This window comes from Bradyrhizobium sp. 172 (assembly GCF_023101065.1).
Classification (GTDB): Bacteria; Pseudomonadota; Alphaproteobacteria; order Rhizobiales; family Xanthobacteraceae; genus Bradyrhizobium; species Bradyrhizobium canariense_D.
In genome coordinates, this window is the sequence record NZ_CP064701.1 from 7,066,017 (window position 1) to 7,092,405 (window position 26,389).

21 protein-coding genes and 1 other RNA gene are annotated in these 26,389 nt (G+C 64.1%); 13 read left to right on the forward strand and 9 right to left on the reverse strand.

The window, feature by feature from the left end:
* Positions 1-293 precede the first annotated feature (293 nt).
* The 4 genes from IVB07_RS33535 to IVB07_RS33550 all read left to right on the forward strand — a co-directional run bounded on the left by IVB07_RS33535 (position 294) and on the right by IVB07_RS33550 (position 6,624).
* The gene (locus tag IVB07_RS33535) at positions 294-2,198 is read left to right on the forward strand and encodes an ATP-binding protein (protein WP_247767396.1); all 1,905 of its coding nucleotides are present in this window, start codon (positions 294-296) and stop codon (positions 2,196-2,198) included.
* Between the two features lie 435 nt (positions 2,199-2,633).
* Complete coding sequence (locus IVB07_RS33540) at positions 2,634-3,098, forward strand: (2Fe-2S)-binding protein (RefSeq protein WP_018454596.1); 465 nt, start codon at positions 2,634-2,636, stop codon at positions 3,096-3,098.
* A gap of 8 nt (positions 3,099-3,106) precedes the next feature.
* Positions 3,107-5,284, forward strand: coding sequence for a molybdopterin cofactor-binding domain-containing protein (locus IVB07_RS33545; protein ID WP_026232772.1), 2,178 nt, complete (start codon positions 3,107-3,109; stop codon positions 5,282-5,284).
* Complete coding sequence (locus tag IVB07_RS33550) at positions 5,281-6,624, forward strand: cytochrome c (RefSeq protein ID WP_018454598.1); 1,344 nt, start codon at positions 5,281-5,283, stop codon at positions 6,622-6,624. The genes IVB07_RS33545 and IVB07_RS33550 overlap by 4 nt, the downstream gene beginning before the upstream one ends.
* Positions 6,625-6,814: 190 nt before the next feature.
* On the opposite strand, the gene IVB07_RS33555 is transcribed toward IVB07_RS33550, so the two are convergent.
* The 5 genes from IVB07_RS33555 to IVB07_RS33575 form a co-directional block, all read right to left on the reverse strand.
* Complete coding sequence (locus IVB07_RS33555) at positions 6,815-7,639, reverse strand: TIGR00282 family metallophosphoesterase (RefSeq protein WP_018454599.1); 825 nt, start codon at positions 7,637-7,639, stop codon at positions 6,815-6,817.
* Positions 7,617-8,213, reverse strand: coding sequence for a 5-formyltetrahydrofolate cyclo-ligase (locus IVB07_RS33560; RefSeq protein ID WP_018454600.1), 597 nt, complete (start codon positions 8,211-8,213; stop codon positions 7,617-7,619). Before IVB07_RS33560 ends, IVB07_RS33555 begins: the two co-directional genes overlap by 23 nt.
* Before the next feature lie 228 nt (positions 8,214-8,441).
* Positions 8,442-8,601: non-coding RNA, 6S RNA (ssrS, locus tag IVB07_RS33565), on the reverse strand.
* Positions 8,602-8,649: 48 nt separating this feature from the next.
* Positions 8,650-9,033 carry a cell division protein ZapA gene (locus IVB07_RS33570; RefSeq protein WP_007599950.1) on the reverse strand — a complete coding sequence of 128 codons (384 nt, stop codon included), beginning with the start codon at positions 9,031-9,033 and terminating at the stop codon, positions 8,650-8,652.
* Entirely contained in the window at positions 9,030-9,320 is a 291-nt protein-coding gene (locus tag IVB07_RS33575; RefSeq protein WP_007599949.1) for a DUF4164 domain-containing protein, read from the reverse strand. The genes IVB07_RS33570 and IVB07_RS33575 overlap by 4 nt, the downstream gene beginning before the upstream one ends.
* Between IVB07_RS33575 and IVB07_RS33580 the strand changes: the two genes are divergently transcribed.
* The 9 genes from IVB07_RS33580 to IVB07_RS33620 all read left to right on the forward strand — a co-directional run bounded on the left by IVB07_RS33580 (position 9,319) and on the right by IVB07_RS33620 (position 19,239).
* Positions 9,319-9,477: a hypothetical protein gene (locus tag IVB07_RS33580; protein WP_018454601.1), complete on the forward strand. Its 159-nt coding sequence runs from the start codon at positions 9,319-9,321 to the stop codon at positions 9,475-9,477. The genes IVB07_RS33575 and IVB07_RS33580 overlap by 2 nt on opposite strands.
* 185 nt (positions 9,478-9,662) lie before the next feature.
* A complete protein-coding gene (gene tkt, locus IVB07_RS33585; protein WP_247364097.1) occupies positions 9,663-11,648 on the forward strand; it encodes a transketolase in 1,986 nt (661 codons plus the stop codon).
* A gap of 147 nt (positions 11,649-11,795) precedes the next feature.
* Entirely contained in the window at positions 11,796-12,803 is a 1,008-nt protein-coding gene (gap, locus tag IVB07_RS33590; RefSeq protein ID WP_018454603.1) for a type I glyceraldehyde-3-phosphate dehydrogenase, read from the forward strand.
* A gap of 152 nt (positions 12,804-12,955) precedes the next feature.
* Positions 12,956-14,152 carry a phosphoglycerate kinase gene (locus tag IVB07_RS33595; protein WP_247364098.1) on the forward strand — a complete coding sequence of 399 codons (1,197 nt, stop codon included), beginning with the start codon at positions 12,956-12,958 and terminating at the stop codon, positions 14,150-14,152.
* A 67-nt stretch (positions 14,153-14,219) separates the two neighbouring features.
* On the forward strand, positions 14,220-15,287 hold the full coding sequence (gene fba, locus IVB07_RS33600) for a class II fructose-bisphosphate aldolase (RefSeq protein WP_018454605.1): 1,068 nt from the start codon (positions 14,220-14,222) through the stop codon (positions 15,285-15,287).
* A 274-nt stretch (positions 15,288-15,561) separates the two neighbouring features.
* On the forward strand, positions 15,562-16,587 hold the full coding sequence (locus IVB07_RS33605; RefSeq protein ID WP_018454606.1) for a class I fructose-bisphosphate aldolase: 1,026 nt from the start codon (positions 15,562-15,564) through the stop codon (positions 16,585-16,587).
* A 3-nt stretch (positions 16,588-16,590) separates the two neighbouring features.
* The gene (locus IVB07_RS33610; protein ID WP_018454607.1) at positions 16,591-17,265 is read left to right on the forward strand and encodes a thiamine phosphate synthase; all 675 of its coding nucleotides are present in this window, start codon (positions 16,591-16,593) and stop codon (positions 17,263-17,265) included.
* A gap of 8 nt (positions 17,266-17,273) precedes the next feature.
* Positions 17,274-18,368, forward strand: a complete 1,095-nt coding sequence (locus tag IVB07_RS33615; RefSeq protein ID WP_018454608.1) for a tetratricopeptide repeat protein — start codon at positions 17,274-17,276, stop codon at positions 18,366-18,368.
* An 85-nt stretch (positions 18,369-18,453) separates the two neighbouring features.
* Complete coding sequence (locus IVB07_RS33620; protein ID WP_018454609.1) at positions 18,454-19,239, forward strand: inositol monophosphatase family protein; 786 nt, start codon at positions 18,454-18,456, stop codon at positions 19,237-19,239.
* Positions 19,240-19,272: 33 nt separating this feature from the next.
* Here the strand turns inward: IVB07_RS33620 and IVB07_RS33625 are convergent, their stop codons facing one another.
* The 4 genes from IVB07_RS33625 to IVB07_RS33640 all read right to left on the reverse strand — a co-directional run bounded on the left by IVB07_RS33625 (position 19,273) and on the right by IVB07_RS33640 (position 26,278).
* On the reverse strand, positions 19,273-20,412 hold the full coding sequence (locus IVB07_RS33625) for an AAA family ATPase (RefSeq protein ID WP_018454610.1): 1,140 nt from the start codon (positions 20,410-20,412) through the stop codon (positions 19,273-19,275).
* A gap of 262 nt (positions 20,413-20,674) precedes the next feature.
* Positions 20,675-23,827 (reverse strand): efflux RND transporter permease subunit, encoded by a 3,153-nt coding sequence (locus IVB07_RS33630; protein WP_018454611.1) that lies wholly within the window; start codon positions 23,825-23,827, stop codon positions 20,675-20,677.
* 6 nt (positions 23,828-23,833) lie between these two features.
* Entirely contained in the window at positions 23,834-25,027 is a 1,194-nt protein-coding gene (locus IVB07_RS33635; protein ID WP_085351844.1) for an efflux RND transporter periplasmic adaptor subunit, read from the reverse strand.
* A 231-nt stretch (positions 25,028-25,258) separates the two neighbouring features.
* Positions 25,259-26,278: a cyclopropane-fatty-acyl-phospholipid synthase family protein gene (locus tag IVB07_RS33640; protein WP_247294142.1), complete on the reverse strand. Its 1,020-nt coding sequence runs from the start codon at positions 26,276-26,278 to the stop codon at positions 25,259-25,261.
* Positions 26,279-26,389: the final 111 nt, after the last annotated feature.

The following is a 26,389-nucleotide window of genomic DNA, read 5'->3' on the forward strand; positions in this document are numbered from 1 at the left end:
GAGCGGCTTCGGGCTTTGGCCGGGACCGGCTGATAGACGGTGAACGGCTTCGGGCTTCGCATGGCTTGCTCCTGTTGAAGCTCGGGCGAACCCCGAGCTTCAACTTTCAGCCACCGTTAGCGCGTGCAGTTAAACCAAGATTTCGGCTGGAATTCATTGTCCCCGGAATCGTTGCGGTCCGCTGCCGCTGGGTCCAGTCCTGATCGCTCTCCCCGGCCAAGCCGCCGACAGCCGTTTTTCGGCCTATTAAACATTCGGCCGTGCCATTAGGCTCCGGGACCGAGGGGACTAGGATGGCAATGCGGTTTTGCCTGTTCTCACTATCCTGGCGATCCTTTTGCAGGCGGACCTTCGCCGCCCCGCTGGTCGTCGCATTGTTGCTGGCAACACTGGGGCCGGGTCGGGCGGCTGATCCTGAGCCCAAGCGCGTTTTGATGCTGCAATCATTCGGCCTCCGCTTCAAACCGTGGACCGATTTCGCTGAGTTTCTTCGCCCTCAAATGATCAAGCAATCGAAAGTCCCAATCGACTTTCAGGACCACTCGCTGCTAAGCGCCCTTGTGGACGACGACAAGGCGCTCGCACCCTTTATCGGTTACCTCCAAGCATTGTACGGGGCCAAACCTCCCGACCTCATTGTCGCCCTCGGTGCGCCAGCTGCCGAGTTTGTGCAGCGGTATCGCGCTCAGCTTTTCCCCAAGACACCAATGATGTTTACTTCCGTCGAGGCGCGACGGGTCCAATACGACAAGCTGACCGAGTATGACACCGTGGCCGCTGCGGCTCATAATTTTCCTGCCGCCATCGAAACTATTCTGAAGGTGTTGCCCGACACGAAAGTGATCGCCGTCGTGAATGGGGCTTCGCCCAATGAAACATTTTGGCAAGGGGTATTGGAGCGAGAACTCGCACCGTTCAGCGGGCGGGTTGAACTACGATGGTATAACAAGCTGTCATTTGAAGATATCCTGAAAGACGCGGCACATCTTCCACCTCACAGCGCCATCTTCTGGCATCTGATGAGCGTTGATGCGGCGGGTGTTACACATGAGGGCACTGCCGCCTTGCACAGGCTCTCGGCTGCCGCCGATGCTCCCATCTTTTCCTATCTTGACGGATTTTTTGATGGCTCGATTGTCGGCGGCTCTATGCATTCGATCGAGAAGGGCATGACTATCGCAGCCGCGGCGGCAATCCGTATTCTAAACGGTGAAAAAGCTGGCGACGTAAAGGTCGCACCCAGCCAATTCGAGCTGCCAAGGTTCGATTGGCGGCAAATGCAGCGGTTCGGGATCAGCGACAGCCACCTGCCGCCCGGCAGCACGGTCTACTTCCGCGAGCCATCGGTGTGGGAACGGTATTTATGGCTGATCGCATCCGTCGTCGCGGTTTTTCTCATACAAGCCGGGCTTATTGCTATCCTGCTACGTGAGCATCGCCGTCGTCAATTCGCCGAAGTACAGTCGCGACAGCGCATGACTGAACTGGCCCACGTTAATCGCTTCGCGACCGCTGGCGAACTGACCGCCTCGATTGCTCACGAGATCAACCAGCCGCTTGGGTCTATTCTGACGAACGCCGAAACCGCAGCCGCGATCCTGCAATCGCAGCGTCCCGATATCGCTGCACTTTCCGATGTCGTTGAACTCAGGGAAATTGTGAACGATATTTTACAGGATGACCGGCGTGCCACCGAGGTCATTCGCAGGATGCGCAGCCTCCTAAAGAAGGCGCCGTTCGAATTGAAGCAACTGGACCTCAATGAGGTTGTGCAAGAGACGGTCAGATTTCTTTCGGCGCTAACCGTCAGCCGAAAATTCGAAATGGTCAACGTGATCACGCCAGATGCGCTACCGATCCTCGGCGATCGCATTCAGCTTCAACAAGTCATTTTGAACCTTGTGCTGAACGGGGTCGAGGCTATGAAGGACACGTCTCACGAAAGCCGCACTATCAGCATCCGGACCGCGCGCGTCGAGCAATTCGCCGAGCTATCCGTGTCAGATCGCGGACCCGGCATTCCAGAAGACAAATTGAAACAGGTTTTCGAGCCGTTTTACAGCAGTAAAGCGGAAGGCATGGGCATGGGCTTGGCCATTGCGCGCACCATTATCGAAGCACACAACGGGTTCATATCAGCGAGCAATCGGGAGCATGGCGGTGCCTCGTTCGCGATCAGGCTTCCCTTTGTCGCTTGATCCAAAACGGCGCCCGTACGCGGAGACGGACCCCTCACCCGAATGAGCCTGCGTCTACCGGCCTCGCTGCCCTCTCCCACAAGGGGAGAGGGCACAACAATGAGTCGCGGCAATTGATCGCGCCGTCGATCGACTTCCACAATCGCACGAGTTTCGTCATCGCATGATTTTGCGCATTCGCACGATCTTCTGTGGCCATCAATGACGCTTGTGAGCAAAATGCGTCAGAAAATGACGATTATCATATCAATTAGCCCAAAATTACTGCAGTGATCGCCGCACAAATTCGTGAACGTCATGGCCTAACGCGCTCACTGCGCAAAAATGCATTGCCGGACATGTCGACGCTTCATCGTTTCGCATCGATATGATTATTGTGCGCGCAAATTCGCTGACTAGATCGCCGCAAGCGATCGAGCGAGCAAGGGGATGCATATGGCAACTGTTCTCACCATCAACGGCGAAACGAAATCGTTCGACGCGCCACCTGACATGCCGCTGCTGTGGGTGCTGCGCGACGTCCTTGGGATGACCGGCACCAAGTTCGGCTGCGGGATTGCGCAGTGTGGCGCCTGCACCGTGCACGTCGACGGCAAGGCAGTCCGCTCCTGCGTCTTGCCGGTCAGCGCGGTCGCGAACCGCGCCATCACCACGATCGAGCATGTCGGCAGCACGCCAGCGGGCGCAAAGGTGCAGAAGGCCTGGCTCGATGCCGAAGTGATCCAGTGCGGCTACTGCCAGTCCGGCCAGATCATGTCGGCCGCGGCACTGCTGGCGGCAACGCCCAGCCCTGACGATTCCGACATCGACGCCGCGATGGCCGGCAACATCTGCCGCTGCGGCACCTATGTGCGCATCCGCGAGGCCATCAAGCAAGCCGCCTCCGGCCGTCAGTCGTGAGGTCCGCCATGATCACCGACAAGACTCTTCCTGACGTCTCCCGCCGTGCGGTTCTGACCGGCGGTCTCGCCACCGGCTTCCTGCTCGCCTTCCATCTGCCGCTCCGCGCCGCCGTCAACGAGCCGGAGCAGCCGAAGGACACGACCGACGGCAAATTCGCGCCGAACGCCTTCATCCGGGTCGAAGACACCGGCCGCACCGTGCTCCTGATGCCGCAAGTCGAGATGGGCCAGGGGGTCTATACCTCGATTGCGATGATCCTGGCCGAAGAGCTCGACGCGGATTGGGCAAAGGTTGCGGTGCTGCACGCGCCGCCCAACGACAAGCTCTACGCCAATCCGGCGTTCGGCCTGCAGGCCACGGGTGGTTCGACCTCGATCCGCGCCTGGTGGAATCCGTTGCGCGCCGCCGGCGCCAGCGCGAAGGCGATGCTGGTGCAGGCCGCAGCGGCGCAATGGCAGGTCGAGCCGGCAAGCTGCACGACATCGAAAGGCGAGGTCGTGCATGCCGCAAGCGGCCGCAAGCTCGGCTATGGCGAACTGGCACTGGCCGCACAGGGCCAAACGCCGCCGAAGGACGTCCGGGTGAAGGACCCCAAGGACTTCGTCATCATCGGCCAGCCGCTGAAGCGGCTCGACACGCCGGACAAGGTCAATGGCAAGGTCGTCTACGGCATCGACGCGATCCTGCCCGGCATGAAGATCGCCGCGATCGCCAATTGCCCGGTCTTTGGCGGCAAGGTCGGCAAGGTCGACGACAGCGCGGCGGTCAAAATTGCGGGCGTACGCAAGGTCGTGGTGCTCGAGGATGCGGTCGCGGTGATCGGCGATCACATGTGGGCCGCAAAGAAGGGCCTCGATGCGCTCAAGATCGAGTGGAACGAGGGACCGAACGCGAAGCTCAGCACGAAGGACGTCTGGCAGCATCTGCGCGCCGCCAGCGAGAAGGACGGCGTGGTCGCGAAATCGGTCGGCGACATCGCCAAGGGGCTCGCCAGCGGCGACAGGTTCGAGGCAAGCTTCGAACTGCCGTTCCTTGCGCATGCCTCGATGGAGCCGATCAACGCCACCGTTCACGTCAGGCCGGATGCCTGCGAGATCTGGACCGGCACGCAGATCATGACGCGCGTGCAGTCGGAGGCGGCGAAGGCTGCGGGCCTCCCGGTCGACAAGGTGATTGTCAACCAGCATCTGCTCGGTGGCGGCTTCGGCCGCAAGCTCGAGCCGGATATGGTGGTGGCCGCCGTGAAGATCGCAAAGCAGGTCGACTATCCCGTCAAGGTGATATGGACCCGTGAGGAGGACATCCAGCACGACGTCTACCGTCCGGTCTATCGCGACCAGGTCACGGCGTCGCTGGTCGACGGCAAGGTCGCGGCCTGGAAGTACAAGGTCGCCGGTTCCGCCGTGCTGGCGCGCTGGCTGCCGCCGGCGTTCCAGAAGGGTATCGACATCGACGCGGTCGATGCCGCCGTGGATGCACCCTACGACTTCACCAACTTCCATGTCGAATATGTCCGCGCCGAACCGCCGGCGGTGCCCACCGGCTTCTGGCGCGGCGTCGGTCCGAACAACAACGTGTTTGCGGTCGAATGCGCGATGGACGAGCTCGCGCGCAAGGCCGGCAAGGATCCGGTCGAATTCCGCCGCTCGATGCTGACGAAGAATCCGCGCATGCTCGCGGTGCTCAATCTTGCCGCCGAGAAATCTGGCTGGGGCCAACCGCTGCCACCGCGCGTCGGCCGCGGCGTCTGCGTCCAGCCGTCGTTTGCAAGCTTCCTCGCCACCGTGGTGGAAGCGGAGATCGACGATATCGGCGAGATCGTGCTCCGCCGTATCGTCTCGGTGGTCGACACCGGCATCGCGGTCAACCCCGACACGGTGAAGGCGCAGATCGAAGGCGGCCTGGTGTTCGGCCTCACCGCCGCACTCTATGGCGAGATCACCATCGAGAAGGGCCGCGTGCAGCAGTCGAACTTCCACGACTACCGCATGATGCGCATCAATGAGACACCGAAGATCGAGGTCGTCGTCGTCAAGAGCGGCGAAGCGCCCGGCGGCATCGGCGAGGCCGGCGTCAACGCCGGCCCGCCGGCGCTGCGCAACGCCATTTACGCAGCAACCGGCGTGGCGCTGCGGCGCCTGCCGATCGATCGGAAACTGCTGGCTGCGGGGAAAAAGGCATGAGCGGCAAGATGCGTATCCTCACTGGCATCGTCGTGATCGCCATTGTCGTCGTGGCGCTCGGCGTCTGGATCATCCGCGGGCCCGGCCCGCTCGACTTCGCCGGCGGCACCAAGGTGGCGCTGGCGGATTACCGTGCCGGCAAACCGGCCGGCGTGCCGGCAAAGTTGGAGAAGGCGAGCCTGGTCGAACGCGGCGAATACCTGGCGAAGGCGGCCGACTGCATGGTTTGCCACACCAAGCCCGGCGAGACGGACTATTCCGGCGGGCTCGGCTTCAAGCTGCCGTTCGGCACGCTCTATTCCACCAACATTACGCCGGACACGGACACCGGCATCGGCAATTACAGCGACCAGGATTTTCTCAACGCCGTCCAGCGCGGCAAGCGCCATGACGGCGCCCGGCTCTATCCGGCGATGCCCTACACGTCCTACACCTACATGACCGACGACGACGTGCTGGCGGTGAAGGCCTATCTGTTCAGCCTGCCTGCGGTGCGCGCGAAGCCGCCGGAGAACACGCTGTCCTTCCCTTTCAACCAGCGCTGGGCGATGATTGTCTGGTCGGCCGTGTTCAATCCGGACACGCGCTTTGCGCCCGATACGTCGAAGAGCCCGCAGTGGAATCGCGGCGCCTATCTCGTGGAGGCGCTGGCGCATTGCGGCGAATGCCACACGCCGCGCAATCTCGGCTTTGCGCTGGACAACCGCAAGAAATTTGCAGGCGCGATCACGGCCGGGTGGCGCGCCTTCAACATCTCCTCCGACAAGGCCACCGGCCTCGGCAGCTGGCGTGACGAGGACCTGGTCTCCTATCTGTCGCTCGGCCATGCGCCGGGCCACGGCTCGGCGTCGGGTCCGATGGGCGAAGCGGTCGACCACAGCTTTAGCCAGTTCGCGCCTGAGGACATAAGCAGCATCGTCGCTTATCTGCGCAGCGTGCCGCCGCAGCCCTCGCCCGACCTGCCCGCAATCACCGCGCCCGTCGCACCCGCCTCGCACAAGGACGGCGTCACGGCGGATGCGCGCGGCAAAATGGTGTTCGCCAGCGCCTGCGCCAGTTGCCATGGCTGGAGCGGCGAAAGCCCGGTCTCGCCGATGGCGACGCTGACCGGCACCTGGGCCGTCAACGACCCCGCCGCCACCAACGTCGCGCAAATCGTGCTGTCAGGCACCAAGCGCGACACGCCGGACGGCGCGCTGTCGATGCCGGCGTTCGGCAAGGCCTATAGCGACGACGAGATCGCGGCGGTGGCGAACTACGTGACAGCGCGGTTCGGCGCGAAGGGCTCGAAGCTGACGGCGAAGGATGTTGCGGAGTTGCGGGAGCAGACGGCGGAGTAATTCTCGCGCCGACTGACGCTGCACCCTCTCCCCTTGCAGGAGAGGGTGGCTTCGCGAAGCGAAGCCGGGTAAGGGGTTGTCTCCACGCGTCCAACTCGCATTTGAATTCGCGGAAGCGACCCCTCATCCGGCGCTTCGCGCCACCTTCTCCCACAAGGGGAGAAGGTGCAGCGGGATCTGCCGCTGCAATTCAGCTCAGCCAGAATTTCGGCGTCGTCGGCTCCAGCCTGCCGCCGGCGCGCACCGGCCCAATACGGAGCGCAAGCCCCGTCGCGTCATCCGTCTCGACCGCAACGCCGCTGAGCGTCGCAGCGCCCGCTGCCGGCTCGAAGCGGCCTGAGGGGATCCCGGAGGTGAACCTGCGCAACGGCTCCTCCTTCTGCATGCCGATGATGGAATCGTAGTCGCCGGTCATGCCGGCATCGGTCATGTAGGCGGTGCCGCCCGACAGGATCTGGTGGTCGGCGGTCGGCACATGGGTGTGGGTGCCGACGACGAGGCTGGCGCGGCCGTCGCAGAAGAAGCCGATGCCCTGCTTCTCGCTGGTCGCCTCGCAATGGAAGTCGACGACGATGGCGTCCGCGGCAATGCCGAGCGGGCAGGCGCCGAGCTCGCGCTCGAGGGCCGCGAAGGGATCGTCGAACGGGGTCATGAAGACGCGGCCCAAAGCGTTGACGACGAGCGCGTGCTTGCCGTTCTTGGTCTCGACCAACGCGGCGCCACGGCCGGGCGTCCCGCGCGGATAGTTCGCCGGCCGCACCAGGCGCTCCGCGCGCTCGATGAACACCAGTGCTTCGCGCTGATCCCAGGAGTGATTGCCGAGCGTCACCGCGTCGGCGCCGGCGTCGAGAAACTCCTGATAGATCGCTTCCGTGATGCCGAAGCCGCCGGCGGAATTCTCGCCGTTGACGACGACGAAATCGAGCGACCAGTCCTTGACCATGCCAGGCAGATATTCGGCGATGGCATTGCGCCCGGCACGGCCGACGACATCACCCACGAAGAGAATGCGCAACTTCAGAACTCCGGAAATCGAATACGTCCGATTCCGTTAGCACATAATCCAGCGCCACGTCGTGGGCTAGTGCCGGAACCGCCTTGATCTCCTGCGCTGCAAAAGCGAGCCCGATGCCGACGATGGTCTTGGTTTTTCGCAGATGCGCGAAGGTGTGGTCGTAGTGCCCCGCGCCATAGCCGATGCGATGGCCGAGACGATCGAAGGCAGCGAGCGGCGTCAGCATGATGTCGGGAATGACTTCAGCGGCCCCAGGCGACGGCTCGGGAATGCCGAGCGGGCCGAGCATCAGGCGATCGTTCGGATGGAAGATGCGGAAGATCAGCGCCTGGCCCCGCGCAGTGACGCAAGGCAGCGCAAGCCTGGCACCCTGCTCGGCGAGCTTCTTCAGCAGCGGCATCGGATCGATCTCGCTGCGGATCGGCGAATAGCCCGATACGATGCTGCCAGGCAGAAGCTGGAATGGCAGCCCGCGCTTGGCGAGCTTGGCGGCGGCGGCGATGCGTTTCTTTTCGCTCAGCGCATCGCGCGCCGCGAGGGCTTTGGCACGGAGTTCGGCTTTGGTGTTGGTCATGCGCGCTTGCTCCGAAGGCTGAGCCTTGCTCCGCCGTCATCACCCGCCTTGTGCGCCCTTGCGCACTGGGGCGGGTGATCCAGTATTCCAGAGACGCCAATGCAAAAACCTCGACAGCGCGGCGTACTGGATGCCCCGCCTGCGCGGGGCATGACACCGAAATCAAACCGCGAGCGTGTCGGGGACGCAATTTCGACAGGCACGAACCAGAAGGAAGAAAAACAAAAGTGCGAAGCCGCGAACGCCGTTGAAGCACTCGATCCCGGAGTTCCCTACGAAAGTAGGTGGGCACCATATGTCCGAGCCCACGGGCCCGGCCAGGGACAGTTCCCTAAAGGATCGATAAGGCCCCGGGGATAATGGCTCCTGACGCGCGTCGCAGCCCCGCTTGGGCAATGTAACAACGATGCTGACGAATCGCCAGCCCGGTGAAGGGTCAGCCGATGGCGATCCCGTTGCCGACGGTGCGGTTCAGGACCTGGGTCGACTTCTCGATGCGCTCGGCGGCAGAGTTCAGTGCGTTCACGACCGCGGTCTGGGTCAACCGGGCGCGCTCGACGGCGGCGTTGCGGAAATCCCGCAGTTCGGTCAGCTCCTGCTCCATGGTCCGGATGCGGTTGCCGGCATCGACCAGTTCGTCGCAGACGGTCAGCGCCGCCATCACGGTGAGCCTGGCATCACCGATCTCGCCGAACTTTCCGCGCAGCGACTGAATCCGCGTCTCCAGGCTTTCAGCCAGCTTGAGCAGCCGCACCTCCTGGCCTTCCTCGCAGGCCATGCGGTATTGCCGGCCGTTGATGGTGACGTTGATGTGGCTCATCCGTCCTCTCCGGTATCGAGCACCGAACGTATCGTGACGATCGCGGAATCCAGCCGATCGGAGATCTCGCGGCTGGAGCGCTCGAGCTTGCGTGCCTTCACCAGCGCGCCGTCGAGCTCGTCGGCAAGCCGCGAGCGGTCCGCGCCGAGCGCCTGAATCCGCGCCGCGAGCTCGTTCTCGTCGCGATCGGCATCGCGCCGCCGCTCCACCGCGCTTTCGAGCGAGTCGAGCGCCGCCATGAGCCTGCGGGTCGCGATCTCGATCTCGACGGCCGAGGACTCGGTCATGGCAGAGCTGTTGGATACGCGATCGTTCATGCAGTCAGCGGCGGAACCTGTGGCCTTGCCCTTGGAGTTTTCCTTTGGGCTTTTCCTGGGGCTTGCCGTCCGGCAAAAGACTCGGTTCGGCAAGCGGTTAGAAGCAGAAATTTACGTGGCAAGCTAGGGAATCGCAACGCCGCCGCGAAACCTATGCACTGCTAAGCAACTTTTGCGGCCAAACCGGCGTTTGATTGCCTTGGCCTGTCGGAACCGAGATGCTATCCCAGCCGCGACCCCAGCGGCCGAAAGGCTCCTTCCGGCGCGGCCAAATCCAGCCACAAGCGCCTCATTTCAGACGGATTTTCAGACATGACGCAGGTCGATCACAACCGTATGGCCAATGCGATCCGCGGCCTTGCCATGGACGGCGTCGAGAAGGCGAAATCGGGTCATCCGGGCCTGCCGATGGGCGCCGCCGACATGGCGACCGTGCTGTTCACGCAATTCCTGAAATTCGACGTCGCCGCGCTGGACTGGCCGGACCGCGACCGCTTCGTGCTCTCGGCCGGGCACGGCTCGATGCTGATCTATTCGCTGCTGTATCTGATCGGCAGCCCAGAGATGACGATCGACCAGCTCAAGGACTTTCGCCAGTTGGGATCGCTGACACCCGGACATCCCGAGCACGGCCACACCAAGGGCATCGAGACCACCACCGGTCCGCTCGGCCAGGGCATTTCCACCGCCGTCGGCATGGCGCTCGCCGAGAAGATGCTCGCCGCCGAGTTCGGCAAGAAGATTGTCGATCACCATACCTATGTGATCGCTTCCGACGGCGATTTGATGGAAGGCGTGTCGCAGGAAGCGATCGCGTTGGCCGGGCACTGGAAGCTCAACAAGCTGATCGTGCTCTATGACGACAACGGCATTTCGATCGACGGTCCGACCTCGCTTTCCGACTCCGTCGACCAGGTGAAGCGGTTCAAGTCGGCGGGCTGGGCCGCCGAAAAGATCGACGGCCACGACCAGGCCGCAATCGCCGCCGCGATCACGCGCGCGCAGAAATCAAACAAGCCGACGCTGATCGCCTGCCGCACCACCATCGGCTTCGGCGCCCCGCATAAGGCCGGCACCAACAAGGTGCACGGCGAAGCGCTCGGCGCCGACGAGCTCAAGGCCGCCAAGGAAAATCTCGGCATTTCGCTGGAGCCGTTCTCGGTGCCCGACGACGTGCTCAAGGCCTGGCGCGCGGCCGGCAGCCGCGGCGCGGCGGCACGACAGGAATGGGAAGCAAGGCTCGGTGAACTCGGCAGCCGCAAGCGCGCCGAGTTCGAGCGTCGCCTGCGCCACGAGCGCCCGGCCGCGCTCGCGAAGGCGGTGCGCGCCTACAAGAAGGAGCTGCTGGAAAAGCCGATGAATGCGGCGACCCGCAAATCCTCCGAAGCCGTGATCGAAGTGATTGCCGGCGCGATGCCGATGGAATTTCTGTCGGGCTCGGCCGACCTCACCGGCTCCAACAACAACAAGGCGAAGTCCGCCACCGCGTTCTCGGCCAAGACGCCGAAGGGCCGCTTCATCCATTACGGCATCCGCGAGCACGGCATGTGCGCGGCGATGAACGGCATCTTCCTGCACGGTGGTTTTGCGCCGAACGGCGCGACCTTCCTGGTGTTCACCGATTATGCGCGGCCCGCGATGCGGCTCGCCGCATTGATGGGGACCGGGGTCGTTTATGTCATGACCCACGATTCCATCGGCCTCGGCGAAGACGGCCCGACCCACCAGCCGGTCGAGCATCTCTCAGCACTTCGCGCCATTCCCAACATGCGCGTGTTCCGTCCGTGCGATTCCATCGAGGTTGCCGAGTGCTGGGAGCTCGCGCTCAACCGCATCGACGGCCCGACAGTCTTGGCGCTGACCCGTCAGAACCTGCCGCAACTGCGCACCACCGCACCGAACGAGAGCCCCTGCCGGTTCGGTGCCTACGAGCTGGTGGCCGCCCAGGGCGAAGCCAAGGCGACGCTGTTCGCCTCGGGCTCCGAAGTGGAGATGGCCGTGGCCGCCCAGAAGCAGCTCGCCGAGCGCGGCATTCCGACCCGGGTGGTTTCGGTTCCCTCGCTCGAGCTCCTGCTAGCGCAACCAAAGGAGCGCCGCGACGAGATCATCGGCAATGCCCCCATCAAGGTCGCAATCGAGGCCGCCGTGCGCTGGGGCTGGGACGCCGTGATCGGCCAGGATGGCGAGTTTATCGGCATGCACTCCTTCGGCGCCAGCGCCCCTCTCAACAAGGTATTCCAGCACTTTGGCATTACCGCCGAGGCCGCGGTTAACGCCGTTCTGAAACGCGTTTCCTGAGAGTTGAGATTACCGAAAAAAAGGACTACCTAACGTCCCATATGATCAAGCCCCGCCCGGCCGAACCGGGCGTCCGCCCTAAAAAAACCCTCGCAGGCGCGCTAGCGCGTTGTGCGGGATGACAACGGTCATTGAAGGAGACGAAACATGGCAGTCCGCGTCGGAATCAACGGTTTTGGCCGCATCGGCCGCAACATTCTGCGGGCCATCGCTGAGTCCGGCCGCAAGGACATCGAGGTCGTCGGCATCAACGACCTCGGCCCGGTCGAGACCAACGCCCATCTGCTTCGCTTCGACAGCGTCCATGGCCGTTTCCCCGGCACCGTGACCGTCGATGGCGACACGATCAGCCTCGGTGGCAACAAGATCAAGGTGACCGCCGAGCGCGATCCCTCGAAGCTGCCCTGGAAAGATCTCGGCATCGACATCGCGATGGAATGCACCGGCATCTTCACCTCGAAGGACAAGGCCTCCGCGCATCTGACTGCCGGCGCCAAGCGCGTTCTCGTTTCTGCGCCCGCCGACGGCGCCGACGCCACCATCGTCTACGGCGTCAACCACGACACGCTGACCCGGGAACATCTGGTCGTCTCCAACGGCTCCTGCACCACCAACTGTCTTGCGCCGATCGCCAAGGTGCTGAACGACCTCGTCGGCATCGAGACCGGCTTCATGACCACGATCCACGCCTATACCGGCGACCAGCCGACTCTCGACACCATGCACAAGGATCTCTATCGCGGCCGCGCGGCTGCGATGTCGATGATCCCGACCTCGACCGGCGCCGCCAAGGCGATCGGCCTCGTGCTGCCGGAACTGAAGGGCAAGCTCGACGGCGTCGCGATCCGCGTGCCGACCCCGAACGTCTCGGTCGTCGATCTCAAGATCGTGGCCAAGCGCGCCACCGATCCGAAGGAAATCAACGAGGCGATGAAGCGTGCCTCCGAGCAGCAGCTCAAGGGCATTCTCGGCTACACCACCGCGCCGAACGTCTCGATCGACTTCAACCACGACCCGCACTCCTCGACATTCCACATGGACCAGACCAAGGTGCAGAACGGCACGCTGGTGCGCGTGATGTCCTGGTACGACAACGAGTGGGGCTTCTCGAATCGTATGGCGGATACCGCCGTCGCGATGTCGAAGGTGATCTAACTCCGCTCTCGTGTCCCGGACGCGACGTAGCGTGAAGCGCTGCGTCGCAGAGCCGGGGCCCGTTTAACTAACCGCGGGACTCGCCGCAATTTGGGTCCCGGTTCTGCACGGCGGCACTACGCGCCGCGGTGCGCCCGGGACAAGGGCCTCCGATGACGAAATCATTCCGCACCCTCGACGACGTCGATGTGAAGGGCAAGCGCGTGCTGCTGCGCGTTGACCTCAACGTGCCCATGGAGAACGGCCGCGTCAGCGACGCAACCCGGCTCGAGCGCGTCGCGCCGACCATCACCGAAATCTCGGACAAGGGTGGCAAGGTCATCCTGCTCGCGCATTTCGGCCGGCCGAAAGGGCGCGATGCCAAGGACTCGCTCAAGCCCGTGGCCGAGGCGCTGTCGAAGGTGGTGAAGAAGCCCGTCGCCTTCGCCGACGACTGCATCGGCGAGCCCGCGGTCAAGGCCGTTGCCGGCTTGAAGGACGGTGACATCCTCTGTCTCGAAAACACCCGCTTCCACAAAGAGGAAGAGAAGAACGATCCGGCCTTTGTCGCGGAGCTCGCAAAACTCGGCGACATCTGGGTCAATGACGCGTTCTCGGCCGCGCACCGCGCCCACGCCTCGACCGAAGGCCTCGGCCACAAGCTGCCCGCCTATGCCGGCCGCACCATGCAGGCCGAATTGGTCGCGCTGGAGAAGGCGCTGGGCTCACCGACCAAGCCTGTCATCGCTATCATCGGCGGCGCCAAGGTCTCGACCAAGATCGACCTGCTCGAAAACCTCGTGACTAAGGTCGACGCGCTCGTGATCGGCGGCGGCATGGCCAACACCTTCCTGCACGCCCAGGGCGTCGGCATCGGCAAGTCGCTGGCCGAGAAGGATCTCGCCGCGACCGCGTTGCGCATCATGGAAAAGGCCGAAGCCGCCAACTGCGCCATCATCCTGCCGGTCGACGCTACCGTCGCCTATCATTTCGCGGCCAACGCGCCGTCGCACGCCTATGGCCTCGACGCGATCCCGGCCGACGGCATGATCCTCGACGTCGGTCCGCAGTCGATCGCACGTGTCCATGCCGCGATCGACGATGCGGCGACGCTGGTCTGGAACGGACCGCTCGGTGCCTTCGAGATGCAGCCGTTCGACCGCGGCACGATGTCCGCCGCCAAGCATGCCGCCGAGCGCACCAAGGCCAAGAAGCTGATCTCGATCGCGGGCGGCGGCGACACCGTCGCGGCTCTCAACCAGGCCCATGTGGCCGGTCAGTTCACCTATGTCTCGACCGCCGGTGGCGCATTTCTTGAATGGATGGAAGGCAAGCCCCTGCCCGGCGTCGAAGTTCTGCGCACCAAGTAATCGGTCGGCAAGTCGTCAGCCGCCTTCAAGCAGTGGCCTTGCAGGCCCAAACGGGAGAAAAACACAGATGGCTCGGATCACGTTGCGTCAATTGCTCGACCATGCGGCGGAGAACGATTACGGCGTCCCGGCCTTCAACATCAACAACATGGAGCAGGCGCTGGCGATCATGGACGCGGCCAACCAGGTCGACGCGCCCGTCATCATCCAGGCCTCGCGCGGTGCGCGCTCCTACGCCAACGACGTCATGCTCAAGCACATGATGGACGCGGTGACCGAGATCTACCCGCACATCCCGGTCTGCGTGCATCTCGACCACGGCAACGAGCCGGCCACCTGCATGACCGCGATCCAGGCCGGCTTCACCTCGGTGATGATGGACGGCTCGCTCAAGGCCGACGGCAAGACCCCCGGTGACTGGGGCTACAATGTCGGCGTCACCAAGACCGTAACCGACATGGCCCATCTCGGCGGCATCTCGGTCGAGGGCGAGCTTGGCGTGCTCGGCTCGCTCGAGACCGGCATGGGCGACAAGGAAGACGGCCACGGCGCCGAGGGCAAGCTCAGCCACGACCAACTCCTGACCAATCCGGATGAAGCCGTGAAGTTCGTCCAGGAGACCCAGGTCGACGCGCTCGCGATCGCGATGGGGACGTCTCACGGTGCCTACAAATTCACCCGCAAACCCGACGGCGACATCCTCGCCATGAACGTGATCGAGGAGATCCACCGCAAGCTGCCGAACATGCATCTCGTCATGCACGGCTCCTCCTCGGTGCCGCAGGACCTCCAGGACATCATCAACGCCTATGGCGGCAAGATGAAGCCGACCTGGGGCGTGCCTGTTGCCGAGATCCAGCGCGGCATCAAGAACGGCGTGCGCAAGATCAACATCGACACCGACAACCGCATGGCGATGACCGGCCAGATCCGGAAAGTGCTCAAGGACAATCCCGAAGAGTTCGATCCGCGCAAGTACCTGAAGCCCGCGATGGAAGCGATGACCAGGCTGTGCAAGCAGCGGCTCCAGGAATTCAATACCGCGGGCCAAGCCTCCAAGATCAAGAAGGTGCTGACCACGGCCGAGATGGCCAAGCGCTACGCCAAGGGCGAGCTCGCCCCGAAGGTGGCGTAAGCTGCTCTATCCTTCCCCTCTCCCCGCCCTTCGCGGGGAGAGGGTTGGGGTGAGGGGCTCTCTCGGCAGATGAGATGACTGCGGGACCTGTACCCCCCTCACCCGGATCGCAAGGGCGATCCGACCTCTCCCCGAAGCGGGGCGAGGTGAAGAGTCGCCCGGCCGGCCCAACGCTGCCCCAGCCCTTACCCTGCGACGAACGTTAACTCGGCATTTGCCCGAGAACGGTCTATTTTCACCGGCAAGGGCAGAATCGTTTTGGGAGGACATCTCGATGAATCTGACTGAGCTGAACAGGATCGCGACCGCCCTGGTCGCGCCCGGCAAGGGCATCCTTGCCGCCGACGAATCCTCCGGCACCATCAAGAAGCGTTTCGACGCGATCGGCGTGGAATCGACCGAAGAGAACCGCCGCGACTATCGCGAGATGCTGTTCCGCTCGAACGAAGCCATGAGCCGCTACATCTCCGGCGTCATCCTCTATGACGAGACGATCTGGCAGAACGCGAAGGACGGCACGCCCCTGGTCAAGCTGATCGAGAGCAGCGGCGCCATCCCCGGGATCAAGGTCGACGAAGGCACCCAAGCCCTGCCGATGTGTCCGGGCGAGCTCGTCACCGTCGGGCTCGACAAGCTCGCCGAACGGCTGAAGAAATATCACGAGCGCGGCGCACGCTTCGCCAAATGGCGCGCGGTGATCGACATCGGCAGTGGCATCCCTTCCATGACTGCGATCAGCGTCAACGCCCACGCGCTGGCGCGCTACGCAGCGCTGTGCCAGGCCGCGCAGATCGTGCCGATCGTCGAACCCGAAGTGTTGATGGACGGCGATCACGACATCGATCGCTGCTATGAGGTGACGAGCCGTGTGCTCAACAAGACGTTTCAGGAATTGCGCGTGCAGCGCGTCGCGCTCGAGGGCATGGTGCTGAAGCCGAACATGGCCATCTCCGGCAAGAAGTGCGCGAAGCAGGCTTGCGTCGAGGAGGTCGCGGAGAAGACGATACGGCTGCTCAAGGCGTGCGTGCCCGCGGCGGTGCCCGGCATCGCCTTCCTCTCCGGCGGCCAATCGGATGAAGAGGCAACGGCGCATCTCAACGCCATGCACAAGCTCGGCCCGCTGCCCTGGGGCCTGACCTTCTCCTATGGTCGCGCACTCCAGGCCGCGCCGCAGAAGGCCTGGTCAGGCAAGGCCGAGAACGTCGCGGCCGGACAAAGCGCATTCAGTCACCGCGCGCGCATGAATGGCCTCGCCTGCAAAGGCGAATGGCAAAGCAGCCTGGAACAGAAAGCGGCCTAGATCTTGTCGAACAAATCTCCTCCGCCGCGCCCGGCGCCGCGCCTTTATCTCGCGACGCCTGTCGTCGACGATCCCGCTTCGCTCCTGGCCGAGCTGCCCGGCCTGCTCGCCGCCGCCGATGTCGCGGCCGTGCTGCTGCGGCTGAAGCAGACCGATCAGCGCACCATGATCTCGCGGATCAAGGCCTTGGCGCCGCCGGCTCAGAAAGCGGGCGCGGCGCTGCTTGTCGATGGCCATCCTGAGCTCGTCGCACGCGGCGGCGCCGACGGCGCGCATCTGCCCGGCATCGCCGCGCTGAAAGAGGCGCTGCCATCGCTGAAGCCCGATCGCATCGCGGGCGTTGGCGGGCTGACGACGCGGCACCATTCGATGGATGCGGGCGAGATTGGCGCGGATTACGTGCTGTTCGGCGAACCCGACGCAAAGGGCCAGCGGCCGTCGTCGCAAGCGATCGCTGAGCGGCTGGACTGGTGGGCCGAGCTGTTCGAACCGCCCTGCGTCGGCTTTGCCATCTCGCTGGAGGAGGCCCACGAATTCGCCGCCAGCGGCGCCGATTTCGTGCTGGTGGGCGACTTCATCTGGGCCGATCCGCGCGGACCCAAGGCTGCGCTGATCGAGGCCGACGCTGCGATCAAGAAGGCTCATGCGACTGCGCTTGCAGACCAGGAGCACGGCTAGCGCCCGACATGAAGCTCCCGCGCATCATCATGCTGGCCACGCTGCTGCTGACGGCGCCCGCGGCCGCGCAGCTCCAGATCACGCCGCCGGTGGCAACGCCGGGCGCTTCGGCCGAGAAAACCAAAGACAAGCCGAAGGCCACGCCGCACACCATCACCAAGAAGAAGGAAGCGCCGCCGGCACCCAAACCTTCAGCCTCCCCGAAACCTTCCGCTTCCCCAAAGCCTGCTCCGGCCGCGACCGTGATTCCGGCGCCGCCGACCGACAACCCCAACGTCGATCTGGTGTACGGCGCCTATCAGCGCGGCCAGTACAAGACCGCCTTCGAACTCGCCACGGCCCGTGCCGAAACCGGCGATGCCAAAGCGATGACCATGCTGGGTGAGCTCTATTCCAACGCCATGGGCATCCGACGCGACTACACCAAGGCGCTGCAATGGTACAAGCGCGCCTCCGACGCCGGAGACCGCGAGGCGATGTTCGCGCTCGCCATGCTGAGGATGACCGGCCGCGGCGGCCCGGTCGACAAAAATGAGGCGGTCAAGCTGATGGCGTCCGCCGCCAAGCTCGGCGAACCCAAGGCGGCCTATAATCTCGCGCTGCTCTATCTCGACGGCCAGACCCTGCCGCAGGACGTCAAGCGCTCCGCCGAGCTGCTGCGCCAGGCGGCTGATGCCGGCCTGCCCGAGGCGCAATACGCGCTCGCGACCTTCTACAAGGAAGGCACTGGCGTGCCGAAGGATTTGGAACGGGCGGTGCGTCTGCTCCAAGTCGCCACGCTGACCGACAATGTCGATGCCGAGGTCGAATACGCCATCGCGCTGTTCAACGGCACCGGCACGCCGAAGAACCAGCCGGCGGCCGTCGCCCTGCTCCGCAAGGCGTCCCGCCAGGGCAGCGCGATCGCGCAGAACCGGCTGGCCTGGGTGCTGATCAACGGCATGGGCACGGCCGTGGACAAGGTCGAAGGCTTCAAGTGGCATCTGGTGGCCAAGACCTCCGGCAAGGGCGATCCGGAGCTGGACAAGCAATTGTCCGATTTGCCGGCCGAGGACCGGGCCAAGGCCGAGGCCGCCGCCAGGAAATGGCTCGGGGCCAAATGACTTGACGTTGAGGCCCCCGCAGGGCACCCCATCCCTCAAACAGGCGCGATTTCGCGCCATTTCCCCCGATCAAGACCGGAAGCTCATGCTATATTCCGCAACTATCAACGTCATGGTCAAGGCCGCGCGCCGCGCCGGCCGCAGCCTCAAGCGCGATCTCGGCGAGATCGAGCATCTCCAGGTCTCGCTGAAGGGACCGGCGAATTTCGTCTCGCTGGCCGACAAGCGCGCCGAGGAGATCCTCTACCAGGACCTCGCCAAGGCGCGGCCCGGCTACGGCTTCATCGGCGAGGAAGGCGGAACGCGCGAGGGCTCCGACAAGAGCCACACCTGGATCGTCGATCCGCTCGACGGCACCACCAACTTCCTGCACGGCATCCCGCAATTCGCGATCTCGATCGGGCTTTCGCGCGAGGGCACGATCATCGCCGGCGTGATCTACAATCCCGCCAATGACGAGCTCTACATCGCCGAGCGCGGCAAGGGCGCCTTCCTCAACGACCAGCGGCTGCGCGTGGCCGGCCGCCGTCAGCTCAACGAATGCGTGGTGGCCTGCGGCCTGCCTCATATCGGCCGCGGCGACCACGAGGAATTCCGTCGCGAGATGACCGCGATGCAGGAGCGCGTCGCCGGCCTGCGCCGCTTCGGCGCCGCCTCGCTCGACTTGGCCTTCGTCGCCGCCGGCCGCCTCGACGGCTACTGGGAGCGCAATTTGCAATCCTGGGACATCGCGGCGGGTCTGATCATGCTGCGCGAGGCGGGCGGAACGATCACCGACATCGATACGCCGGGCGACGCGCTGGTGACAGGCAATGTCGTGTGCGGGAATGAATACGTGCACGGGGAATTGGTGAAGATCTTGCGGAAGTAGGCCGCAGCAGCACGACGGCTCGATCGACGACGGTTAGGAATCGTCGTCCTCATCGTCCTCGTCGGCTTCGTCGTCGCGATATTCACCGCCGATGGTCAGGCCCTCGATCGCCGTGGCGCCTTTCGACTTGATCACCCGGCGGAGCGGGACCGAACTCTCGCTTCGCAGTGCGTCCATCAACTGTTCCGAATGGGTGACAATCCAGATGTCGGCGCGGCGCGATGCCTTGGCGATGAGCCGGGCCAGCGGCGCAAGCAGCGACGGATGCAGGCTGGTCTCGGGTTCGTTCAGCGCAATGAACGGCGGCAGCCGATAGCCCATGAATACCGCGAGCAGGCAGATGTATTTCAGCGTCCCGTCGGATAGTTCATGAGCCCTGAACGGCCGCGGCATATCCGGCAATTGCAGATCGAATTCACACCTGCCATTTTCTTCCCATGCGCGGAGTTCGGCACCCGGGAATGCATCCTGGATCGCGTCCTGCAGGTCGTCGGCGTCTTCCCGAATGACATAGAGGGTCGCCAGGGTGGCAGCCAGATCGATGCCATCGGCGCTGAGCGAGGGCGTTGCGATCGCCAGACAAGGCTTTCGTATCGGTGACGCCGGATCAGTGCGAAAGTCATGATAGAATCGCCAGCCCAGCATTGCATTTCTGATCAGGTCGATTTCCGGGCATTGCTTGCCATCGGAAAAAGCCGCAAGCGCGGTCTCTGACGGCAGCACCGCATCCTTGTGAGCGTTCCAGGCGCCACTCTCGCCGCGGACGCTGATGAGCGAATTGATCCGCTCCATCAGCTTGACCGTGCGTTTGCCGCGCGTCGTTTCGATCGTTTCGGCCTTGATCATCGGCTCGCCGGAAAATGCCGCCTGAAGCGGGCTGGGAAATCCGAGCTCGATGGAATATCTCATGCCGTCGAATGTCGCCGACAGCCGCAGCCGCCCGTCTTCGCCTCGCTTGCGTATGCCGGACCAGCAGACCGAATTCAAACCGCCTTCATCGGCGATCGTGCGGGTGATCTGACCGGTCGCCGCGTCGCGCAACAGCGACAAGGACTTGTAGAGATTGGACTTGCCGACTCCATTTTCGCCGACGAACACCGACAGGGGATGGATGGGTATGGAGAGCCGCCGAATGGAGCGATAGTTCGAGATCGCAATGTCGGTCGGACGCATCACATGCTCTCAATCGGCGGGCTATCTCCGCATTCGCAGTAAGGTGCGAATACGATGTTTCAATCCAGGGGTGCAGTCTGGATTGAGGCCTCCGAGAAATCAAGCCGACCGATCCGGCGTTCAATGGCCGACTCTCACCAGCGCAAACCCGACGGTCATCATCCGCGAAGGCGGATGATCCAGTATTCCAGAGACGCCGCTCGGATACGGAAAGGCCGCGGGGTACGGCATGCCCCGCCTGCGCGGGGCATGACACCTCACCTTACAGCTCGGCCGGCGCCGGCGGCCCGTACATCTCGCCCTGCTTCGCCGCCTTCTCCCGATCCCCGCCCAGCACGCGCTGCACCGAGACGAAGAACACCGGCACCATCAGCAGCGCCAGGATCACTACCGCGATCATGCCGCCCATCACGACACTGCCGAGCGCCTGCTGGCTGGCGCCGCCGGCGCCATGGGCGATGGCCATCGGCAGCACGCCGCAGATGAAGGCAAGGCCGGTCATCAGGATCGGGCGGAAGCGCAGGCGGCAGGCCTCGATGGTGGCGTCCACCAGCGGCTTGCCTTCTTTCCGCAGATCCTTGGCGAACTCGATGATCAGGATCGCGTCCTTGGCCGCAAGGCCAATGATGGTGATCAGGCCGACGGTGAAATAGACGTCGTTGGGCAGGCCGCGCAGCATCGCCGCGACCACCGCGCCGACGATGCCGAGCGGCACGGTGAGCAGCACCGCGAGCGGAATGGTCCAGCTCTCGTAAAGCGCGGCCAGACACAGGAACACCACGAATACCGAGAGCCCGAGCAGGAACGGCGCCTGCGAGCCCGACAGCTTCTCCTGGAGCGACTGCCCGGTCCATTCATAGCCGAAGCCGCGCGGCAGCTTGCCGGCAAGCCGTTCCATCTCCGCGATGGCATCGCCCGAGGTGAAGCCGGGTTTCGCCTCGCCCGAGATGCGCACCGCCGGATAATAATTGAAGCCGGCGATCTGCGTCGGTCCGCGCGCCCATTCCACGGTGGTAAAGGACGAGAACGGCACGAGCTGGCCGCGGCTGTTCTTGACGTTGTAGTTGAGGATGTCCTCGGTCCGCATGCGGTCGCGGGCATCGGCCTGCACCACGACACGCTGCATGCGGCCGCGGTTCGGGAAGTCGTTGATGTAGTTCGAGCCGAGATTGGTCGAGATCGTATTGTTGATGTCCTCGAAGGTGACGCCGAAGGCGCCCGCCTTTTCGCGGTCGATCACGAGATTGACCACGCCGGCCTCGGGCAGGCCCTCGACATAGACCTTCTGCAGCACAGCGCTCGCATTGGCCTCCGCGATCAACTGATCGGCGGCGCGCATCAAGGCCGGATAACCCTTCTGGCCGCGGTCCTGGAGACGGAACGAGAAGCCCGAGGAGTTGCCGAGATTGTCGATTGGCGGCGGCTGCAGCGCGGAGATTTTTGCGTCGCGGATCGACGACGACAAATCGCGGTTGATGTCGGCGACGATCGCGGCCGCAGAATCCTTCGGCCCGCGTTCCGACCAGTCCTTCAGGGTGATGAAGGCCTGCGCGGTGTTCATGCCCTGGCCGGAGAAGCTGAAGCCGGTGAGGAAGGTGACGTTGTCGACGCCCGGACGCTGCGCCAGGTATTTTTCCACTTTCTCGATCACCGCCTCGGTTCGGCCGTAGGACGAGTCCGACGGCGTCTGCACGTCGGTGGTGACGAAGCCCTGGTCGTCGACGGGCAGGAAGCCGCCGGGCAGATTGACGAAGGCCCAGGACAGGCCGGCGAGCAGCGCGACATAGACCAGCATCAAGCGGCCGGTGCGCTTCAGCGAGAAGCCGACGGTGCGGGAATATCCCTCCTTGCTGCCGTCGAGCATGCGGTTGAACCAGCCGAACACGCCCTTCTTGGCATGGCCATGACCGGCCGCGACGGGCTTGAGCAGCGTCGCACACAGTGCCGGCGTCAGCGACAGCGCGAGGAAGGCCGAGAAGCCGATCGCGGCGACCATGGTCACGGAGAACTGGCGGTAGATGATGCCGACCGAGCCCGGGAAGAACGCCATCGGCACGAACACGGCCATCAAGACCAGCGTGATGCCGATGATGGCGCCGGTGATCTGCGACATCGCTTTCCGCGTCGCTTCCTTGGGCGGCAGCCCCTCCTCGGCCATGATGCGCTCGACGTTCTCGACTACGACGATGGCATCGTCGACGAGGATGCCGACGGCGAGCACCATGCCGAACATCGAGAGCATGTTGATGGAATAGCCGGCGAGCAGCAGCGTGGTACAGGCGCCCAGCAGCGCCACCGGCACCACGATGGTCGGAATGATGGTGTAGCGGATGTTCTGCAGGAACAGGAACATCACCACGAACACCAGCACGATGGCTTCGACCAGCGTCGACAACACCTTCTTGATCGAGGCCTCGACCACGGGCGTGATGTTGTATGGAATCTCGTAGCCGATATTGGCCGGGAAGAAGCGAGACAGCTCCTTCATCTTCTCTTCGACGGCGCTCGCGGTCGCCAGCGCATTGCCGGTCGGCGACATCAGCACGGAAAGACCGGCGGTCGGCTTGCCATCGAGACGGGTGTTGAACTGGTAGCTGAGGCCGCCGACCTCGATCCGCGCGACATCGCGCAGCCGCACGGTCGACCCGTCGGCATTGGCGCGCAGGATGATGGTACCGAATTCATCCGGGGACGAGAGCTGGCCCTTGACCAGCACCAGCGCGGAGGTGCGCTGGGTCGAGGTCGACGGCTCGGCGCCGATGCTGCCCGAAGCGACCTGCGCGTTCTGCGCGGCAATGGCCTTGTTGACGTCGTCGGCGGTCAGGCCATAGCCGACCAGCTTTGCCGGGTCGACCCAGACGCGCAGGCTACGTTCCGTCGAATACAGCGTGGCGCGGCCGACGCCGGGGATGCGGCGGATCTCGCCCAGCACGTTACGGATCATGAAGTCGCCCAGGCCGACCTCATCCAGGCTGCCGTCGGTCGAGTTCAGCGTGATGATCTGGAGCACCGCGCTGGAGGCTTCCTCGATCAGAATGCCCTGCTGGATCACCGCGCGCGGCAGCCGCGCCTCGACGCGCTTGATGCGGTTCTGCACCTCGACCGAGGCGGCGCTGGTATCGGTGCCCGGCACGAAATTGGCGATGATCTCGACCTGGCCGAGCGAGTCGCTGGTCGATTCGAAATTGAGGATGCCGGAGGCGCCGTTGAGCTCCTCCTCGATCAGCCGCGTGACGCTGTTGTAGAGGTTCTCGGGCGAGGCACCGGGATAGCTGGTCGAGATCGAGATCGAGGGCGGCGCGATGATCGGGTACTGCGCGATCGGCAACAGCGGAATCGAAATTGCGCCGACCAGACAGATGAACAGCGCGACGACCCAGGCGAAGATCGGCCTGTCGATGAAGAAGCTCGCCATGGTCTATTACCGCATCAGCTTCTGGGCGTGCCGGTTGTCGGCGGTCGCATCCGCTTCCGACCAGGATTGCGGCTTGACCTTGTCGCCGGCGGCGAACTTCTGGAAGCCTTCGACCACGACCTTGTCGCCAGCCTTCAGGCCGTCGGTGACGAACCAGATGCCGTCCTGCACCGAACCGGTGCGCACCGGCTGCACCGAGATGCGATTGTCGTCCTTGACGACGAACACCTCGCTGCCGCCGCCGCCATTGCGCTGAATCGCCTGCTGCGGCACGGCGATCGCATCGCTATCGAGACCCTGGTCGATGCGGACGCGGACATACATGCCCGGCAGCAGCTCGCGCTTCGGATTGCGGAACTCACCACGCAAGGTCACCTGACCGGTATTGGCGTCGACCTTGGCATCCGAAAACAGCAACTTGCCATCGAGCGAGTAGAGGGTGTTGTCGTCGAGCACGAGATGCACCTTGGCGGCGTCGGGCGCGATGCGCTCGAGGTCACCGCTCTCGAAGGCGCGGCGGAGCTGGTTGAGCTCGTTCACCGACTGGGTGAAATCCGCATAGATCGGATCGAGCTGCTGAATGGTGGCCAGATTGGTCTCGTTCTGGACCGCGAGCGCGCCCTCGCTGACCAGGGCGGCACCGACGACGCCGTCGATCGGCGCGCGTACGGTGGCATAGTCGAGATTGAGCTTTGCGCGCGCGAGATCGGCCTTGCGGCCCTCGACCTCGGCATGGGCCTGGCGCTCGGCCGCGATCGCCTTCTCGTTCTCGGCTTCGGGCGCGGCGCGCTGGCTGGTGAGCGTGGCGATGCGGCGCGCCTGCTGCTGGGACTGCATCAACGCGGCCTCGGCCTTGGCGACCGCAGCCTCGTTGGCCATCACCTCGACCTCGAACGGACGCGGATCGATCCGATACAGTGGATCGCCGGCCTTCACCTCGCTGCCCTGCCGGAACAGGCGCTCGACCACGATGCCGGACACGCGCGGCCGCACGTCGGAGACGCGCGTCGGCGCAATGCGGCCCGGCAGCTCGCGCACCACGGCACGCGGCTGCGGCTTGACGATGACGATGCTGACGTCGGGGTCGTTGGGCTGGGCGGCTGAAATGGCGGAGCTGGATTCGTCGCAGCCCGCCAACAGCGGCGTAAAGGCCGCGAGCATCATTGCAACGCATGCCGATCGCGCGCGAAGTCCTGACATGAAATGGGGTGCCCCGATATTGTTGAAACCGATCCCGCTCGGCGCGAGGCCCGTTCTGGGCCATGGCACGCGGCTGATGCGGTCAAAATAGAGCGGACGTGCTGCGACGCAACGCACCTTGCGGGCGGCCCAATGTCACACGGCCTAGGGTGCTGAGTTCACGGCGTTTTTCGCGTCTCACCCGATTGTGAGTCCGGTTCCATCACCGCGTGCTGCGTCAGAAGACCGCAATTACCCCGCCGCCTTCATGCGGTAGTGGCTGACGCCCCACTCGGTTCCGTCGGCATAGCCGAACAGGCCCGAGGTCGCGAGAAAGAACCAGCGCCAGCGTCGCATTCGCTGGGCGGTCTCCTCGCCATGGATGTTGCGCAAGGCCGCTTCGATGAAACAGCGATGCGCGTCGAAATTGGCGAGCCAGTCGTTGGCGGTGCGCTGATAGTGCGTGCCGCTCCAGCACCATTCCTTCTCGACTGTGAAAATATCGTCGAATTGCCTGACGAGGTGATGGCTCGGCATCAGCCCGCCCGTGGAGACGCGCTGCGCGATCCAGTCGTCGCGATCGGCCCGGTCGAACAGGTGAGAGCCGGAGCGATGGGCGACGATGTGCATGAAGAACCGCCCCTCCGGCGCGAGCCATGATCGCAAGCGCGTCATCAGCTTGCGCCAGTTCATCACATGCTCGAACATTTCGACCGACACGATGCGGTCGAATTGCCCGTCGGGCGCGAACACGTTGATGTCCGCGCAGACCACCCGCAGATTAAGAAGACCGCGCAGCCGCGCCTCTTCCTCGATATGGGCGCGCTGCGCCTGCGAGCTCGACACCGCCGTCACCTTGGCGTGCGGAAACTGCCGCGCCATCCACAGCGACAGCGAGCCCCAGCCGCAGCCGAGTTCGAGGATGGTCTGACCATCGGCGAGAGCGGCATGCTCGGCGGTCTGACGCAGCGCCTCCTCCTCGGCCTCCCGCAAGGTGGTCGCGTCGGTCTTGTAGAAGCAGCAGGAGTATTTGCGGTTGGGGCCGAGCACCTTCGCAAAGAACGAAGCGGGCACCTCGTCGTGCTCGGCATCCGCGTCCTCGGCGATCGGCCGCAGCATCATCCGCCCGGCGAAGGCGGCATCGTCCGCCCCGCCCAGCGCGGACAGGCGCGTCACCGTGCGCGAGCACAGGCGCTGGATCGCCGCGCGGATCACGACATCAGGCAACGGCACCCGTTCGGCAGTCCCGATGATCGCGGACACGACGCTCATGCGACGACTCCGTCTTGGGCGGCGGGTTTTGGCGCCAGGGGAAAAGTGCGACTTGAACCTGTGGAATGCCGACGATTTGCAAAGTACGTCCTTACCAAAGCCGGTTTCAGC

Coding starts and splice junctions, on each gene's coding strand:
- IVB07_RS33535 (WP_247767396.1), top strand. CDS start 294: ATGGCAATGCGGTTTTGCCTGTTCTCACTATCCTGGCGATCCTTTTGC.
- IVB07_RS33540 (WP_018454596.1), top strand. CDS start 2,634: ATGGCAACTGTTCTCACCATCAACGGCGAAACGAAATCGTTCGACGCG.
- IVB07_RS33545 (WP_026232772.1), top strand. CDS start 3,107: ATGATCACCGACAAGACTCTTCCTGACGTCTCCCGCCGTGCGGTTCTG.
- IVB07_RS33550 (WP_018454598.1), top strand. CDS start 5,281: ATGAGCGGCAAGATGCGTATCCTCACTGGCATCGTCGTGATCGCCATT.
- IVB07_RS33560 (WP_018454600.1), bottom strand. CDS start 8,213: ATGACCAACACCAAAGCCGAACTCCGTGCCAAAGCCCTCGCGGCGCGC.
- IVB07_RS33570 (WP_007599950.1), bottom strand. CDS start 9,033: ATGAGCCACATCAACGTCACCATCAACGGCCGGCAATACCGCATGGCC.
- IVB07_RS33580 (WP_018454601.1), top strand. CDS start 9,319: ATGGCAGAGCTGTTGGATACGCGATCGTTCATGCAGTCAGCGGCGGAA.
- IVB07_RS33575 (WP_007599949.1), bottom strand. CDS start 9,320: ATGACCGAGTCCTCGGCCGTCGAGATCGAGATCGCGACCCGCAGGCTC.
- tkt (WP_247364097.1), top strand. CDS start 9,663: ATGACGCAGGTCGATCACAACCGTATGGCCAATGCGATCCGCGGCCTT.
- gap (WP_018454603.1), top strand. CDS start 11,796: ATGGCAGTCCGCGTCGGAATCAACGGTTTTGGCCGCATCGGCCGCAAC.
- IVB07_RS33595 (WP_247364098.1), top strand. CDS start 12,956: ATGACGAAATCATTCCGCACCCTCGACGACGTCGATGTGAAGGGCAAG.
- fba (WP_018454605.1), top strand. CDS start 14,220: ATGGCTCGGATCACGTTGCGTCAATTGCTCGACCATGCGGCGGAGAAC.
- IVB07_RS33605 (WP_018454606.1), top strand. CDS start 15,562: ATGAATCTGACTGAGCTGAACAGGATCGCGACCGCCCTGGTCGCGCCC.
- IVB07_RS33615 (WP_018454608.1), top strand. CDS start 17,274: ATGAAGCTCCCGCGCATCATCATGCTGGCCACGCTGCTGCTGACGGCG.
- IVB07_RS33620 (WP_018454609.1), top strand. CDS start 18,454: ATGCTATATTCCGCAACTATCAACGTCATGGTCAAGGCCGCGCGCCGC.
- IVB07_RS33625 (WP_018454610.1), bottom strand. CDS start 20,412: ATGCGTCCGACCGACATTGCGATCTCGAACTATCGCTCCATTCGGCGG.
- IVB07_RS33630 (WP_018454611.1), bottom strand. CDS start 23,827: ATGGCGAGCTTCTTCATCGACAGGCCGATCTTCGCCTGGGTCGTCGCG.
- IVB07_RS33635 (WP_085351844.1), bottom strand. CDS start 25,027: ATGTCAGGACTTCGCGCGCGATCGGCATGCGTTGCAATGATGCTCGCG.
- IVB07_RS33640 (WP_247294142.1), bottom strand. CDS start 26,278: ATGAGCGTCGTGTCCGCGATCATCGGGACTGCCGAACGGGTGCCGTTG.